Origin of the sequence: Bradyrhizobium sp. WYCCWR 12699 (assembly GCF_032144035.1) — a bacterium.
GTDB lineage: Bacteria > Pseudomonadota > Alphaproteobacteria > Rhizobiales > Xanthobacteraceae > Bradyrhizobium.
This window is the reverse complement of record NZ_JAVTJN010000039.1, coordinates 934,757-949,687: the sequence shown is the minus strand read 5'-3', so window position 1 is coordinate 949,687 and position 14,931 is coordinate 934,757. Positions and strand designations below refer to the sequence as shown.

Sequence of the window (14,931 nt, the reverse complement as noted above, 5' to 3'; positions counted from 1 at the left end):
GGGCAAATGTCCCGGCCTATTTCAATCGACTATCGGAGCAATCGAGCGACATGGATTCCGTGACCGCGACCAGCCGCGAAGCTTTGGAATCGAGCATTGCATCGGCGACGCAGGGCGTCCTCGACGTCCAGCAATCCGACGGCCATTGGGTGTTCGAGCTCGAGGCCGACTGCACGATTCCCGCCGAATACGTCCTGTTGCGCCACTATCTCGCCGAGCCCGTCGATGTCGCGCTCGAAGCCAAGATCGCCAATTATCTGCGCCGCATCCAGGGTGCCCATGGCGGCTGGCCGCTGGTGCATGACGGCGAGTTCGACATGAGCGCCAGCGTGAAGGCCTATTTCGCGCTGAAGATGATCGGCGATTCCGTGGACGCGCCGCACATGGTGCGTGCGCGCGAGGCGATCCACGCCCGCGGCGGGGCGATCAACAGCAACGTCTTCACCCGCTTCCTGCTTGCGATGTACGGCGTGGTGACCTGGCGCGCGGTGCCGGTGCTGCCGATCGAGATCGTGCTGCTGCCGTTCTGGTCGCCGTTCCACCTCAACAAGATCTCCTACTGGGCGCGCACCACCATGGTGCCGCTCATGGTGCTCGCGGCGCTGAAGCCGCGCGCGAAGAACCCGAAGGGCGTCGGCATCGACGAACTGTTCCTGCAGGATCCGCGCTCGATCGGCATGACCGCCAAGGCGCCGCACCAGAGCATGGCCTGGTTCGTGCTGTTCCGCGCGCTCGACGGCATTCTGCGCGTGGTCGAGCCGATGTTTCCGAAGAGCCTGCGCAAGCGCGCCATCGATGCTGCGCTCGCCTTCACCGAGGAGCGGCTCAACGGCGAGGACGGCATGGGCGCGATCTATCCGCCCATGGCCAACATCGTCATGATGTACGACGCGCTCGGCAAGGACGAGAATTTCCCGCCGCGCGCGATCACGCGCCGTGGCATCGACAAGCTGCTGGTGATCCACGACAACGAGGCCTATTGCCAGCCCTGCGTCTCGCCGGTCTGGGACACGACGCTGACCGCACACGCGTTGCTCGAAGCTGGCGGCGACAAGGCGGTGCCCGCGGCCAAGCAGGGCCTCGACTGGCTGATCCCGCGGCAGGAGCTCGAGGTGAAGGGCGACTGGGCGGTGAAGCGGCCCGGCGTGCGCCCGGGCGGCTGGGCCTTCCAGTACAACAACGCGCATTACCCCGACCTCGACGACACCGCGGTGGTGGTGATGTCGATGGACCGCATGCGCCGGGAGCACGGCGCCACCGGCTATGACGCCGCCATCGCGCGCGGCCGTGAGTGGATCGAGGGCATGCAGAGCGACGACGGCGGCTGGGCCGCCTTCGACGTCAACAATCTCGAATATTACCTCAACAACATCCCGTTCTCGGACCACGGCGCGCTGCTCGATCCGCCGACCGAGGACGTCACGGCGCGCTGCATCTCGATGCTGGCCCAGCTCGGCGAGACCGCGAAGACCAGCAAGCACGTGGCCGACGGGGTCGCTTACCTCCGGAAGACCCAGCACCCCGAGGGGTCCTGGTACGGCCGCTGGGGCATGAATTTCATCTATGGAACCTGGTCGGTGCTCTGTGCCCTCAACATGGCCGGCGTCGACCATGGGGATCCCATGATTCGCAAGGCCGCCGACTGGCTGGCCTCGATCCAGAACGAGGACGGCGGCTGGGGCGAGGATGCCGTGAGCTACCGGCTGGACTACCGGGGCTGGGAAGCCGCCCCCTCGACCGCCTCGCAAACGGCATGGGCCTTGCTTGCCCTCATGGCGGCAGGCGAGGTTGATCACCCGGCCGTCGCCCGCGGGGTGGAGTACCTGATTGCAACACAGAACGAAAAAGGACTGTGGGACGAGCAGCGGTACACCGCCACAGGCTTCCCCCGCGTGTTCTATCTACGTTATCATGGTTACCCAAAGTTCTTTCCGCTGTGGGCGTTGGCGCGGTATCGGAACTTGCGGAACACCAACAGCAGGGTGGTAGGGGTCGGAATGTGACTTTGGGGACGGGGGACTATTTTACCGCGGGTCAGGCCATCGACCCGCGGCCGATATTGATCGTGACCGGACTGGTGCAGGAGGCCCGCATCGCGGCCGGGCCAGGAATGGCGGTCATCTGCTCATCCAGCAGCCCGACGCAATTGCGGGCGCTGCTGACGGTGGTCGATCCTGAGACGATTCGCGGCGTGATCTCGTTCGGCGTGGCCGGCGGGCTGGACCCGACGCTGCGCTCCGGCGACGTCGTGCTGGCGACCGAGGTGCTCTCCGGCGACACCCGCTGGGCCGCAGGCCTCTCGCTCGGCGACGATCTGATCGATCGCCTGACCTCGGGCCGCCGCCGCGTGGTGCGCGGCAGCCTCGCCGGCGCCGAGGAAGTGGTCACGAAGAGCTCCTGCAAGGCGGCGCTGCATTCGGAGACGGGTGCTGCCGCCGTCGACATGGAAAGCCACATCGCCGCCGCCTACGCCACGGAAGCCGGGCTGCCCTTCGCCGCGGTCCGCGTCATCAGCGATCCCGCCCACCGCGCCCTGCCGGCGCTCGCCCGCGCCGCCATCAAGCCGAACGGCCAGATCGACCTCGCCGCCGTGCTGCGCGGCATCGTCCGCAATCCGGCGACGCTGCATGCCCTGGTCTCGACCGGCATCGACTTCAACCGCGCGCTGCGATCCTTGCGCGGCTGCCGCGATTATCTGATCGGGACCGAGCTGATCGAGAGCGAGGCAATGGTGTCGAAGGCGGCGTGAGCGGGACGTCGATCCCTAGAATAAGGAAAGGCCCGGTCGCGCGATCGGGCCTTTTTGTTTGGTGTCCCTGATCCGGATGTAACTCGCTGACAGTACTGGACTGGTGCCGGCGAGAGCCGTCGGCAAAACACCGCAAACCCCGTCAACCCCTCCGTACAAAAATATTCCACTTTCCCGAATTTCGGATTTGTGGCATGGAGCGCCATCCCGGCCCTGCCAGAGGGGCGCTTCGCGATCGTCACGAAATGCGGGTCGGGGTGCGGTGGACGCGGTAGCGCCGGCGCGACAGGCGGTGACAGGGGCGGGCGACCGTTGAGTCATGCGCGGCGCGCTACGACACGGCGCGGTCACAGCGGCTTCGGTCGTCGTCGGAGGTGAGCACACGCGAGCTCCCGGCGATCAGGTCGAAACCGTCCGCGGACGGAGAAGTCGTGTGGTCCCGACGCCCGCGGTTCTGGCGTCAAACCTCGCGGTGATGTGGCGGCCAACCGGCACGTGCATCGATCAGCTGCGAGGTGACGGGGGCAATAGTGCAACGCTCCCCGAGGAGAGCACGAAGGACACCGTTAAAACCATCCGCGCAGGGAAGGCCGGGCGACCGGCAACACCTGTGATCCACCCCGTGTGCATTTTCCATTGCGCACGGACCGCGGGTGCCGCCGGCGCCCGGCCTTCCCTGCGTCCTCTGGTCTTTCGAGGGCGAACGAACAGCAAAACTCGGGCGAAAGAAGCCGCGGGAATGCGCAAGTGTGTCTGCAGTTACGAAGCCGATGAAGTGCGATCCGCTTGCCACTTGCTCCGTCTTTGCGAGCGCAGCGACTTGTCCGCCGAAGCCTTTGGCGAAGGCGGAAGCAATCCAGAATCTTTCCGCGGACGCAGTCTGGATTGCTTCGTCGCAAGAGCTCCTCGCAATGACGTGGAGAGAGCGATACACTCGCGTCCTGTGCCCCCGACGCAGCGCAGCGCGCACTTGCGCGGTGCGCTGCAGAGCCGGGGCCCATGCATCGACGCGCGGCACGCGGCTGCTGGGTCCCGGCTCTGCGCAGCAGCGCAAAGCGCGCTGCAGCGCGTCCGGGACACGGGCGGTTCATCTTGCGGCACACCAGCCCAAAGAAAAGGCCCGGTCGCGATCGCGGCCGGGCCTTCGTCGTGAGAGTTGATTGCGTCCGCTTACGCGGCGGTCGAAGCCTTCTGCGCGGCCTTCGCCTGCGCGGCTTCGGCCTCGTCCTTGCGGATCTCCGACAGGCGCTTCTGCACTTCCGCCGAGAAGATGTACTGGGCCGGACGCTGCTTGCTCATGTCGATCTCCGGCGCCATCGGGCCCGAGGTCCTGATGCCGCGCAGCGACACCCACATCGCCTTCAGCGGGTTGTTGAGCGCGGCAGTCGCAGCCGTCGGCTCGTAGCCGCAATGGGCCATACAGTCGGCGCACTTCTCGTACTTGCCGGTGCCGTAGGTTTCCCAGTCGGTGGTGTCCATCAGCTCCTTGAAGGTTTTTGCGTAGCCTTCACCGAGCAGGTAGCAGGGCTTCTGCCAGCCGAAGATGTTGCGCGCGGGCATGCCCCAGGGCGTGCACTCGTATTCCTGGTTGCCGGCGAGGAAGTCCAGGAACAGGCCGGAATGCATGAAGTTCCACTTCTTGCCCTTGCCCATCGCGAAGACGTCGCGGAACAGCTTCTTGGTCTTGGTGCGGTTGAGGAAGTGCTCCTGGTCCGGCGCACGCTCATAGGCGTAGCCCGGCGACATCGAGACGCCGACGCCGAGCTCGACGGTGAGGTCCAGGAACTTTGCGATCTCCTCGGCCGGATGGCCGTCGAAGATGGTGGCGTTGACGTTGACGGTGAAGCCGCGCGCCTTGGCCGCCTTGATCGCGGACACGGCGCGGTCGAACACGCCCTTCTGCGAGACGGCCTTGTCGTGATGGTCACGCAGGCCGTCGAGATGCACGGAGAAGAACAGGTACGGGGAGGGCTCGAACAGGTCGAGCTTCTTCTCGAGCAGCAGCGCGTTGGTGCAGAGCGAGACGAACTTCTTGCGCGCGACCAGGCCGCGCACGATCTCGCCGATCTCCTTGTGGATCAGCGGCTCGCCGCCGGGAATCGCCACCATCGGCGCGCCGCACTCGTCGGCCGCGTCCCAGCACTCCTGTGCGGTCATGCGGCGATTGAGGATCGCATCGGGATAGTCGATCTTGCCGCAGCCGACGCAGGCGAGGTTGCAGCGAAACAGCGGCTCCAGCATCAGCACGAGCGGGTAGCGCTTGCGGCCAAGCAGTTTCTGCTTGAGCAAATAGCCGCCGATACGCATTTCCTTGAAGAAGGGGATTGCCATTACAAGTTTCTTTCTGGGCTTTTCAATTCGGGTGGGTCAGCTCGCAGCCAGTTGGGCCGGAAGCCGGAATTCGATGTTTTCCTCGCGGCCCGGCAACACCTGGACCTTCACCGGTCCGATCCGCCGCATCGCTTCGATCACGTCATCCACGAGTACCTCAGGCGCCGAAGCGCCGGCCGTGATGCCGACGGTCCTGGCATTTTTCAACCACTCCGGATTGAGCTCGCTGCCGTCGGCAATCAAATAACTCGCGACGCCGGCCTCGGTGCCGATTTCGCGAAGCCGGTTCGAATTCGAGCTGTTGGCAGCGCCCACCACCAAGATCACGTCGACCAGCTTGCTCAAGTCCCTTACCGCAGATTGGCGGTTCTGTGTCGCATAGCAGATATCCCGGATATCCGGACCTTGAATGTCTGTAAAGCGGGCCTGGAGGGCCGCGATGATGTCCTTGGTGTCGTCGACCGACAGGGTGGTCTGGGTGATGTAGGCCACTGGCGTATCCGCCGGCAGGGTGAGCGCCTTAACCTCTTGAATGCTTTGAACAAGCAGCACGGGGGCGGGAACCTGGCCCATCGTGCCCTCGACTTCGGGGTGGCCGGCATGGCCGATCAGTATCAGCGTGCGGCCCCTGGTGATGTAGCGCTTCCCCTGATTGTGAACTTTCGTGACCAGGGGGCAGGTGGCGTTGAGCACCGGAAGGTCGCGCGCGGCGGCCTCTTCCTCGACGCTCCGGGCGACGCCATGGGCGCTGAAGACCGTCACCGATCCCGGCGGAACCTCGGACAGTTCCTCGACGAAGATGGCGCCTTTGTTCTTCAGGCTCTCGACGACGTATTTGTTGTGCACGATCTCGTGGCGCACGTAGACGGGCGGGCCGTACTTCTCCAGCGCCCGTTCCACGATCTCGATTGCACGCACCACGCCCGCGCAGAAGCCACGCGGTTGCGCCAGATAAACTTCCATAGGACGCCCATCACGCAAGTTGCACCAATCCGCTTTCCGCAAGTTCCCGGCGGCACCCCGATACTGACCAATGAGTTGCAATATCCGCACCATTGGTTCGCGCATGCGGTAGCCACCCACCCCCGTTGGGGCTCCGGCGCATGGAGGCACAATACTTTGTGTCAAAAAATCGGCAGCAAGGAAAGCTCGAATGAAACCCTGGGATACCCTGCCACCGGCTTGAAGGTATCATAGTATGGATTTCATCTCATGCGAAATGGCGACATTTGCGCTCACCCTTGGCCACTTTCCCGCCTCAACTCGCCGGCTATACCGGGCCGCCCCGCATGATTTTGCCCGGTCTCCCGCCGTTTACTTCGAACCTTGTTGCGGCGAGAACCACCCAAAACAGCGATAGGTTTCGCCCGGGAACTCCGATAAACAGCGGGCGTTTCCGGCAAGCTGTTAACCGCAGAAAGAAAAGAAGTGCTGCAAAGCGTAGTCGTTGCCATCGTCAGGGCCTGCACCCGGCTTGCCTCCCTCGTCGTCGTTCTCGGGCTCCTGCTGGCGGTGGGCGCGGGCTATTACGCGTCCCAGCACTTCGCCATCAACACCGACATCAATTCACTGATTTCTCAGAACCTTGACTGGCGCAAGCGTGACCAGCAATTCGACAAGGCGTTCGATCAGAATGAACTGATCCTCGCGGTGGTCGAAGCCCGAACGCCGGAGATGGCGAGCGCTGCGGCAGACGCGCTCTATGCCAAGCTGAAAGGCGACAAGACCAACTTCCAGTCGATGCAGCAGCTCGGCAGCGGCGAGTTCTTCGAGAAGAACGGCCTGCTGTTCCTGCCTACGGAAGAGGTCGGCAAGATCACCGGCCAGTTCGAATCCGCCGCGCCCCTGATCGAGATCATGGCCGGCGATCCCTCGATCCGCGGCCTGACCGGCGCGCTGGAAACCGGACTTGCGGGCGTCAAGCGCGGCCAAGTCAAGCTCGACAACACCGAGCGGCCCTTCAACCTGATCGCGCAGACGGTCGAGACCGTGCTCAACAAGGGCAATGCGAGCTTCTCATGGCGCGAGCTCGTCAGCGACGAGCCGCTGAAGGATTCCGACAAGCGCGCTTTCATCGAGTTCAAGCCGATCCTCGACTACAACGCGCTGGAGCCCGGCAAGGACGCCACCGACGCGATCCGCAAGGCCGCAACGGATCTGGATTTTTCAACCAAGTACCAGGCCCGCGTGCGGCTCACCGGACCGATTCCGATCGCCAACGAGGAATACGCCACCGTGCAGGAAGGCGCCGTCGTCAACGGCGTCGGCACCGTTCTCGTCGTGCTGGTCATCCTGTGGCTGGCGCTGCACTCGTCGAAGATCATCTTCGCAGTGTTCATCAATCTCTTCGTCGGCCTTGCGATCACGACCGCGGCCGGACTGATGATGGTCGGATCGTTCAATCTGCTGTCGATCGCGTTCGCGGTGCTGTTCGTCGGCCTCGGCGTCGATTTCGGCATCCAGTACAGCGTCCGCTACCGCTCGGAGCGCTACAAGCACAACGACCTCTCGGGTGCGCTGGTGCTGGCGGCCAAGCGCTCGGCGGTGCCGCTGTCGCTCGCGGCGATGGCGACGGCCGCCGGTTTCCTCTGCTTCATGCCGACCGACTACAAGGGCATCGCGGAGCTCGGCCAGATCGCCGGCGTCGGCATGCTGGTGGCGTTCCTCTCGTCGATCACCGTTCTGCCGGCCATGCTGAAGCTGCTGAACCCGCCCGGCGAGAAGGAGCCGGTCGGCTATGCCTTCCTCGCGCCGCTCGACAATTTCCTGGAGAAGCACCGCGTGCTGGTCGTCGGCGGCACGCTATTGCTGGCGCTCGCCGGCCTGCCGCTGCTCTATTTCATGAAGTTCGATTTCAACCCGATGAACTTGCGTAACCCGCGTGCCGAATCGATCGCGACCTTCCTCGATCTGCGCAAGGACCCCAACACCGGCGCCAACGCCATCAACGTGATGGCGACGTCCGAGGAGCAGGCAAGGCAGATCGAGGCGAAGCTGGAGAAGGTGCCCGAAGTGCTGCGGGTGATGTCGCTCAACAGCTTCGTGCCGCAGGACCAGCCGCCGAAGCTGAAGCTGCTCGCGCAGGGCGCCAAGGTGCTGAACCCCGCGCTCAACCCCGATCAGATCGATGCGGCGCCGTCCGACCAGGAGAACGTCGAGGCCCTGAAATCCTCGGTCGACAATCTCCGCCGAACCGCGGGCGACGCGAAAGGCCCGGGCGCGGTCGCCTCGCGCCGTCTCGCCGACGCGCTCGAAAAGCTCGCCAATGGCGACGAGGCGACACGCAACAAGGCGCAGGATGTGTTCGTCGCGCCGTTGAAGGTCGTGTTCGACCAGCTCAGGAACGCGATGCAGGCGGGGCCCGTCACCCTGAACTCGCTGCCGCCCGACCTCGCGAGTGCCTGGAAGAGCAAGGACGGCATCATCCGTGTCGAGGCGCTGCCCAAGGGTGATCCCAACGACAACGACACGCTGCGCAAATTTGCGGCGGCGGTGCTCGTTGCCGAGCCGACCGCGATCGGCGGGCCGGTCTCGATCTTGAAATCCGGCGACACCGTGGTGCGGGCGTTCATCCACGCCGGCATCTATGCGCTGCTGGTGATCAGCCTCTTGCTGTGGATCACGCTGCGCCGGTTCGTCGACGTGCTGATGACCTTGGTGCCGCTCCTGGTTGCGGGCGCGGTGACGCTCGAGATCTGCGTGTTGATCGGCCTGCCGCTCAACTTCGCCAACATCGTCGCGTTCCCGCTGCTGCTCGGCGTCGGCGTCGCCTTCAAGATCTATTATGTCGTGGCCTGGCGCTCAGGCAGGACAAACCTGCTCCAGACCAGCCTGACACGCGCGATCTTCTTCAGCGCGCTGACGACCGCGACGGCGTTCGGCAGCCTGTGGCTGTCGAGCCATCCCGGTACGTCCAGCATGGGCAAGCTGCTGGCGCTCTCGCTGGTGACGACGCTCGCAGCCGTGTTGCTGTTCCAGCCGGCCCTAATGGGCAAACCCCGCAATCTCAGGGAGTAGGCAGATGTCGCCGACCGGATCGGCGGCGCCCTTCTGAGCGGGTTTGGCGGCGCCGGCCGCCTTCGGGGCTGCGGGAGCAGGCGCGGGCGCGGCCGCAACCGTCGTGCCTGCGGCTTTCGGCGCAGCGCCGGCGGGCTTCGGCCCGCCCTTGGCCATGGCGTTGGCGGGGCTCAAGGGGATCGGCGGGCCGACCCGGGTCCAGGTCTCGCCGCCGCAGAGGAAGCCCATCACGCAGCCCTTGATTTCGAGCTGGTCGGTGCTGACAGGCGTGATGGTCGCGCTGTAGATCTGGCCGTCCTGGGCGTTGTAGACCTGTCCCTCCCACTGATCGGCGCCCGCCTTCTTCTTCATGTCGATCAGCGTCACCATGCCGAGCGTCGGCCTGTTCTTTTTCGAGACATCCGGATTGTTCTCGTCGCGCCCGCCGGGCTTCTTTTCCCAGGCAACGGCGCCCCACATGCTGCCATTGCATTGGGCGACGCGGATGTTGGCGACGCCGTCCGCGACCCGCCAGTCGCCGGTCGGGTCGGCGGCGAGCGCCGGGGTCAGGCAGGTGTAACCGCCTGCCAGTATTAGTCCGGTGTAAAGGGCTAAACGCATGATAGTTCCTCGGCAGTGCAACATGGTTTAAAGCTGTGCTTGCGAAGATGGTCCGAAAAAGGGCAAAAGGCCGCACAGACCGTTTTCAGTCACGGTCCCTTTTCAGTTGACGAGACGACCCTCAACCGAAGTATGTAACGGATGCACAGCCCAAATCCAGACATGTCTCAGCTATTCGCGGACCGTCAGGCCCAGCGCAGCACCCTGCATAATCGGTATCTGAACGAGCAGTTCGTTCGGGTCCTCAAGACCATCGGCTACGATGTCGGCTTCCAGAAGGGGCAGGGGCAGTATCTCTACGATCGCGACGGCGCGCGCTATCTCGACCTGCTGTCCGGCTTCGGCGTGTTTGCGATCGGGCGCAATCATCCGGTCATGCGCGATGCGCTCAAGAGCGTGCTCGATGCCGACCTGCCCAACCTCGTGCAGTTCGACGTCTCGGTGCTCGCCGGCGTGCTCGCCGAGCGGCTCCTGAAATACGTCCCCTATCTCGACAAGGCGTTCTTCGCCAATTCTGGCGCCGAATGCGTCGAGGCCGCGATCAAATTCGCGCGCGGCGCCACGGGGCGCCCCGGCATCGTCTATTGCGCCCATGGCTATCATGGCCTGACCTATGGCGCGCTGTCGCTGACCGGTGATTCGAATTTCCGCACCGGCTTCGAGCCGTTGCTGCCGGGCTGCACCTCGATCCCGTTCAACGATCTGGCGGCGCTGGAAAAGGCGCTGGCCTCGCGCGAGGTCGCGGCCTTCGTCGTCGAGCCGATTCAGGGCAAGGGCGTCAACATGCCCACCGACGAGTTCCTGCCCGGCGCGGCTGCGCTCTGCAAGAAATACGGCACGCTGTTCGTCGCCGACGAGATCCAGACCGGCATGGGCCGAACCGGCCGCTTCCTCGCGGTCGAGCACTGGAACGTCGAGCCCGACATGGTGCTGCTGTCGAAGTCGCTCTCGGGCGGCCACGTGCCGGTCGGCGCGGTGCTGACGCGCAAGGCCATCTTCGACAAGATCTTCAACCAGATGGACCGCGCCGTGGTGCACGGCTCCACGTTCTCCAAGAACGATCTGGCGATGGCCGCGGGCATTGCGACGCTCGACGTTATGGAGTCCGAGAAGCTGATCGAGTCCGCCGCCAAGCGCGGTGCCGAGCTGCGCCTCGCGCTGACGCGCATGGTGCCCGGCTACGAGCTGATGAAGGAAGTGCGCGGCAAGGGCCTGATGATCGGCGTCGAGTTCGGCCCGCCGAAGTCGCTGCGTCTGCGCGCCTCGTGGAACGTGCTGGAGACCGCCAACAAGGGCCTGTTCTGCCAGCTCATCACCGTGCCGCTGTTCAAGGACCACAAGATCCTGACGCAGGTCGCCGGCCACGGCAGCCACACCATCAAGCTGCTGCCGCCGCTCACCATCACGGAGGAAGACTGCACCTGGATCGAGAAGGCGTTCGACGACGTCATCGCCGGCAGCCACAAGGTCCCCGGCGCGATCTGGTCGCTCGGTAAGACGCTGGTGGACAACGCGGTGAGAAGGTCGGCCTGATCTTCGGCCGACGCGCCGATCAGCAGCGCCCGGCGTAGTCCCAGATATGAAGCATGTTCAGCGTGAACAGGCCGGCAAAGCCGGCAATGGCGGCGAGGAGCGCGAACCAAATCCATTGCTAGCGCTCCTTGAGGGCCAGCAATGCAGCGCAGCCCGCCGCGAACATCGACGGAAGCGTGGTGCAGATAATCAGTGACGGAATCATGTCTGTCCTCCCAATGGAGCTGCAATCTGTCGAATTGCGCTCGCGAGGACTGTGAGAGGCGTCACTTCTTCAAACCATGGTGCGGCGCTTCGCCCGCTGCCTGCAATTAACCCTCCACATTCGCCTTCATCGCCGCCTCGAACTTGTCGACGAACTCGGCGAGCTCGTCGGCGCCGATGTCGCTGACGGCCCAGAAGTTCAGGCCGCGATTGCCCCAGCGGCGGCAGTTGAAGCCCTGCATCGTCTCGGTCTTCGGCGCGCGATACTCGGCGTTCGAGGTCTGCGACACGAACAGGTTGATCACATGCTGCCGGCGCCGGTAGACGACGGCGCCGATGGCGCGGGCGTCGATATAGTCGAGCCGGCCGCCGACCAGCGTGAAGCCTTGCGCGGTGAGATCGATCACGGGCGGGGCGACGTCGAGCTTGCCGTTGAACCACGGCTTGACCGTGTGCTGGTCGGTCGAGACCACGTCTGTGAGGTGGCCCGCCTGGAGCGAGCGCAGATGCGCGGAGACGACCTCCGACAGGATGCGCTGCTGGTCGTCCTGGCGCAGCACAAATGCGACGACGCCGGAGGCGGCGAGCGCGGAGACGGCCGAGCCCATCGCAAAGCCGCGCAGCACGGAGCGGCGTGACGGCTGCCGACGCGGTGCCTGCGGCAGCGAGGCTTCGATCCGGTTGCGCAGGCTCGCCGGCGCCGTGTAGCGCAGATCGGCGTCGGCAAGCACGCGCTGCATCTCGCGCTGCGAGGCGAGCTCCGCGGCGCAGTCCGGGCAGGTTGCGATATGGGCTTCGACCTCGCGCGCATGGCCGGCATCGAGCTCGTTGTCGAGCAGCGCGTGAAGCAGGATCCTTGCTTCGTCGCAGGTCATTTCGCTTGCTCCTCTTCCGCCGTCCAGGCCGCGCGCAGCATGGCGCGGGCGCGGGCGAGGCGGGACATCACGGTGCCGACGGGGGCGCCGACGGCGTCGGCGATTTCACGATAGGACAGGTTGTTGATCTCGCGCAGCACGAAGGTTTCCTTGAACGGCTCGGCGAGCGCGTCGATCAGCTTGCGGATCGCGCCGGCATCGCGGCTGCGCAGCATCTCGGTTTCCGGGCTTGCCTCGTTCTCCTGCCAGATCGGCGTCTGCTCGGCGGCACCGGGCGTATCCTCGATCGGGCTGGGCCTCGACGCGCGCCGCGCATATTCGGCGTTGCAGACATTGCGCAGAATCGCGAACAGCCAGGGCTTCATGGCCGGCCCGCGATAGCTGTCGAAGTGCTTCAGCGCGCGCAGATAACATTCCTGCACCGCATCCTCGGCGTCGGAGGCATCGCGCAGCAGATAGCGCGCGAGCGTGTAGACGTCGTCGAGATAGGGCAGCGCTGCTTCGCGGAAGCGTTGCGCCTTCTGCAAATCGTCGGTGGCGGGCATCGCTCCTCGCTTTGCCTCTGCTTCTTCTGTTGTCGCGATCGAAGGCGCACGCGCCCGGCCGGCGTGGGACCACCGGCCGGGCAAGACGTTGATGCCTTGGTTGGAGAGGTTACTCAACCTTGATCATCCCCGTCATATGCGGGTGCAACGAACAAAAATATTTGTAGTCGCCCGCATTGGTGAAGGTGAACGTGAACTTGTCGTCGGTGTCCAGGGTCTTGGACCTGAACTTGCCGGCCGACACCACAGTGTGGGGGATGTCGTCCCGGTTGGTCCAGGTCACGGTGGTGCCGACTTTGATTGTGAGCTCGGGCGGCTGGAAGACGAAATTGTCGATATGAATCTCCATGTCGTCGGCGCGGGCGCTTGTTGCGGGCAACAGGATGGAAGCGGCCAAGGCGAGACCGAGATCGACGCCGAAGTCGCGGCGGTTGAGTGTCTTCATTGTCAGCTTCCACTCTAGCCCTGGAGCGGCGTGTCGATGATCGCGAGCAGCTGCTCGTTTTGCTTGAAGTTGACGCTGGCAACGCCGAGCATGCTTCGGAGCCTGGCGTCCTCGACCTTCATCGGGCCGGGCGAGGGAGCGGCGCCCGGCGCCGGCTGCGGGAAAGCGGTGGAGCGCGCGGTGTGGAAGGTGACGTTGCCCTCGACCTTCTGCATCACCTGGTGGATGTGGCCGTTGAGCACGGTGACCGAGCCGAAGCCCTTGACGTATTCGAGCGCGCGGCCGCCGTCCTCGGTGCCCCAGCCCCACTCGGGATAGACGGTCCAGAGCGGAATGTGCGCAAACAAGACGATAGGCGTCGATTTCGACTTGCCGCGCAGGTCGTCCTCGAGCCATGCGAGCTGCTCGGCGCCGAGATTGCCGAGACCGCCGGCCTTGAGATCGACCACGTTGACGAGGCCGATGAAGTGCACACCGCCGGCGTCGAACGAATACCAGCCGTGGCCCTTGGTGCCGCGGCCGTAGCGCTCGCGATAGAGCTTCACCTCCTCATCGATGAAGTCGTGCTCGCCGGGCACGTAATGCACGTCGAGCTTGGTCTGCGAGATGATGCGCTCGGCGTTGTCGAACTCGGCGGCCTTGGACAGATGGGTGATGTCGCCGGTGTGGATCATGAAAGACGGCTTGACCGGCATCGCGTTGATCTTGTTCACGGCCTCCTCCAGCGTGCCGAGCGCGTTGGGATTGGCCGGCTTGTCGAAGCCGACATGGCTGTCGCTGATCTGCAGGAAGGTCATGCCGGGGGCGGCCGCGGTCGCAGCTTGTGCGGAATCGATGATGCCGAGCGAGCGCGGCACGCCGCCCGTGACGGTCCAGAGCACCCCGGTGCCGGCCCATGTCATGCATTCCAGCACCTTGCGGCGGTTGACGCCGTCGTTCCCGTGATCGTGTCCGCTCATCGCGCATCTCCGCTCGCCCTGAATTGGGCTTCGGGGAGGTGATTGCGGGAGAGGGAAACTTATTCCCGGGTGGGATGACGTTTTCGTGAGCAGAACGATTTCGTGTTCTGGACGCGCTGCAATGCGGAGCGTTGCTGCGCAGAGCCGGGCCCAGCAAGCTGCACTATGGGCCCCTGTGTATCGAAATCCTGTCATGGTGGAGTGGGCGGGAAGCCGTTGGGTCCTTGGCGCTTGACGCCGTGAGCCGGCTCGGTCTCCCGCCCGTTCCATCTATCAACCTGAACAGTTGCACGAGGCTGCGCCAACAGACCTCGCATCACAGGGACAGGCACCATGATCATACGCCCTCGTTACGTCGGAATCGACGTCTCCAAACGATATCTCGATATCTTCGATGAGAGCCTGGGCGTGCCGGAGCGCATCGCCAACGCGCCGCAGGCCATCACACAGATCGCGGCGCGTTGGCGATGCGATGTGCTGGTCGTCTTTGAAGCCACGGGCGTCTATGACCTTGAGCTTCGTGAGGCGCTCAGCCAGGCCGGCATCCGCTTTGCCCGGATCAACCCGGCCCGGGCCCGGGACTTTGCGCGCGCCAGCGGCCAGCTCGCCAAGACCGACCCGATCGATGCCCGGATGCTGGCGAGCTTTGCCCGGGCCATGCAGCCTGCCGCTA

12 protein-coding genes are annotated in these 14,931 nt (G+C 64.7%); 5 read left to right on the top strand and 7 right to left on the bottom strand.

Annotation, left to right across the window (positions count from 1 at the left end; translation table 11 throughout):
• Nucleotides 1-50 precede the first annotated feature (50 nt).
• Both shc and RPS27_RS35165 read left to right on the top strand, forming a co-directional pair.
• A complete protein-coding gene (shc, locus tag RPS27_RS35170) occupies nt 51-2,003 on the top strand; it encodes a squalene--hopene cyclase (protein WP_212065246.1) in 1,953 nt (650 codons plus the stop codon).
• Nucleotides 2,000-2,749: a phosphorylase gene (locus tag RPS27_RS35165; RefSeq protein WP_211417703.1), complete on the top strand. Its 750-nt coding sequence runs from the start codon at nt 2,000-2,002 to the stop codon at nt 2,747-2,749. Before shc ends, RPS27_RS35165 begins: the two co-directional genes overlap by 4 nt.
• A gap of 1,170 nt (nt 2,750-3,919) precedes the next feature.
• Here the strand turns inward: RPS27_RS35165 and hpnH are convergent.
• Complete coding sequence (gene hpnH / locus RPS27_RS35160; protein ID WP_212065245.1) at nt 3,920-5,080, bottom strand: adenosyl-hopene transferase HpnH; 1,161 nt, start codon at nt 5,078-5,080, stop codon at nt 3,920-3,922.
• Between the two features lie 36 nt (nt 5,081-5,116).
• A complete protein-coding gene (ispH, locus tag RPS27_RS35155) occupies nt 5,117-6,043 on the bottom strand; it encodes a 4-hydroxy-3-methylbut-2-enyl diphosphate reductase (RefSeq protein WP_212065244.1) in 927 nt (308 codons plus the stop codon).
• A gap of 465 nt (nt 6,044-6,508) precedes the next feature.
• Between ispH and RPS27_RS35150 the strand changes: the two genes are divergently transcribed.
• On the top strand, nt 6,509-9,097 hold the full coding sequence (locus tag RPS27_RS35150; RefSeq protein ID WP_212065243.1) for an MMPL family transporter: 2,589 nt from the start codon (nt 6,509-6,511) through the stop codon (nt 9,095-9,097).
• Here RPS27_RS35150 and RPS27_RS35145 read toward each other — a convergent pair.
• Nucleotides 9,065-9,697 carry a DUF2147 domain-containing protein gene (locus tag RPS27_RS35145; protein ID WP_194407093.1) on the bottom strand — a complete coding sequence of 211 codons (633 nt, stop codon included), beginning with the start codon at nt 9,695-9,697 and terminating at the stop codon, nt 9,065-9,067. The two genes, RPS27_RS35150 and RPS27_RS35145, sit on opposite strands and share 33 nt — an antisense overlap.
• A gap of 141 nt (nt 9,698-9,838) precedes the next feature.
• On the opposite strand from RPS27_RS35145, the gene hpnO reads away from it, so the two are divergent.
• Complete coding sequence (gene hpnO / locus RPS27_RS35140) at nt 9,839-11,230, top strand: aminobacteriohopanetriol synthase HpnO (protein ID WP_194407094.1); 1,392 nt, start codon at nt 9,839-9,841, stop codon at nt 11,228-11,230.
• 311 nt (nt 11,231-11,541) lie between these two features.
• On the opposite strand, the gene RPS27_RS35135 is transcribed toward hpnO, so the two are convergent.
• The 4 genes from RPS27_RS35135 to RPS27_RS35120 form a co-directional block, all read right to left on the bottom strand.
• Nucleotides 11,542-12,309, bottom strand: a complete 768-nt coding sequence (locus RPS27_RS35135; RefSeq protein ID WP_211417699.1) for an anti-sigma factor family protein — start codon at nt 12,307-12,309, stop codon at nt 11,542-11,544.
• The gene (locus RPS27_RS35130; RefSeq protein WP_194407097.1) at nt 12,306-12,854 is read right to left on the bottom strand and encodes a sigma-70 family RNA polymerase sigma factor; all 549 of its coding nucleotides are present in this window, start codon (nt 12,852-12,854) and stop codon (nt 12,306-12,308) included. Before RPS27_RS35130 ends, RPS27_RS35135 begins: the two co-directional genes overlap by 4 nt.
• A 109-nt stretch (nt 12,855-12,963) precedes the next feature.
• Nucleotides 12,964-13,299, bottom strand: a complete 336-nt coding sequence (locus tag RPS27_RS35125) for a cupredoxin family copper-binding protein (protein ID WP_194407098.1) — start codon at nt 13,297-13,299, stop codon at nt 12,964-12,966.
• Between the two features lie 14 nt (nt 13,300-13,313).
• Nucleotides 13,314-14,258 carry a metallophosphoesterase family protein gene (locus RPS27_RS35120; RefSeq protein ID WP_212065242.1) on the bottom strand — a complete coding sequence of 315 codons (945 nt, stop codon included), beginning with the start codon at nt 14,256-14,258 and terminating at the stop codon, nt 13,314-13,316.
• 333 nt (nt 14,259-14,591) lie between these two features.
• Here RPS27_RS35120 and RPS27_RS35115 point away from each other — a divergent pair.
• On the top strand, nt 14,592-14,931 hold a 340-nt coding region (locus RPS27_RS35115; RefSeq protein WP_313754992.1), incomplete at its 3' end, for a transposase.

Bases quoted from the DNA above. Each gene is read 5' to 3' on its own strand.
- shc (WP_212065246.1), top strand. From the start codon at position 51: ATGGATTCCGTGACCGCGACCAGCCGCGAAGCTTTGGAATCGAGCATT.
- hpnH (WP_212065245.1), bottom strand. From the start codon at position 5,080: ATGGCAATCCCCTTCTTCAAGGAAATGCGTATCGGCGGCTATTTGCTC.
- ispH (WP_212065244.1), bottom strand. From the start codon at position 6,043: ATGGAAGTTTATCTGGCGCAACCGCGTGGCTTCTGCGCGGGCGTGGTG.
- RPS27_RS35145 (WP_194407093.1), bottom strand. From the start codon at position 9,697: ATGCGTTTAGCCCTTTACACCGGACTAATACTGGCAGGCGGTTACACC.
- hpnO (WP_194407094.1), top strand. From the start codon at position 9,839: ATGCACAGCCCAAATCCAGACATGTCTCAGCTATTCGCGGACCGTCAG.
- RPS27_RS35135 (WP_211417699.1), bottom strand. From the start codon at position 12,309: ATGACCTGCGACGAAGCAAGGATCCTGCTTCACGCGCTGCTCGACAAC.
- RPS27_RS35130 (WP_194407097.1), bottom strand. From the start codon at position 12,854: ATGCCCGCCACCGACGATTTGCAGAAGGCGCAACGCTTCCGCGAAGCA.
- RPS27_RS35125 (WP_194407098.1), bottom strand. From the start codon at position 13,299: ATGAAGACACTCAACCGCCGCGACTTCGGCGTCGATCTCGGTCTCGCC.
- RPS27_RS35120 (WP_212065242.1), bottom strand. From the start codon at position 14,258: ATGAGCGGACACGATCACGGGAACGACGGCGTCAACCGCCGCAAGGTG.